This is a genomic window from Caulobacter sp. 602-1 (assembly GCF_003931565.1).
Classification (GTDB): Bacteria; Pseudomonadota; Alphaproteobacteria; order Caulobacterales; family Caulobacteraceae; genus Caulobacter.
The window spans coordinates 1-278 of record NZ_RRYI01000188.1 but is presented as its reverse complement, the minus strand read 5'-3'; the positions used below and the strand labels follow the sequence as shown (position 1 = coordinate 278).

Annotated in this window: 1 protein-coding gene; it reads right to left on the bottom strand. The window is 66.2% G+C overall.

Translation table 11 applies throughout. The annotated features are described in order from the left end of the window. A partial coding sequence (locus EIK80_RS25810; protein ID WP_148099156.1) for an ACT domain-containing protein occupies positions 1-278 on the bottom strand: 278 nt, incomplete at both ends.

Here is a 278-nt window from a genome sequence, read left to right as displayed (position 1 = left end):
AAGGACACGCCCGCAGCGCGGCCTGGATGTTGGTCAGGTGCTTGGCGTCGCGGACCTCGACATCGATGTCGGTGTCGAAGAAGTCGCTCTGCCAATGGTGCATCCGCAAATTGACGATGTTGCCGCCGGCCTCGCCGATGATCGTGCAGACCAGGCCCAGCACGCCGGGCGCGTTCTGGATGGTGGCGTGCAGGCGGGTCAGTGAGATGGTCGAGCGCTCGGCCTCGGGCGTCCAGTTCAGGTCGCGCCACAGCTCCTCGCGGTCCTCGTATTCGGCC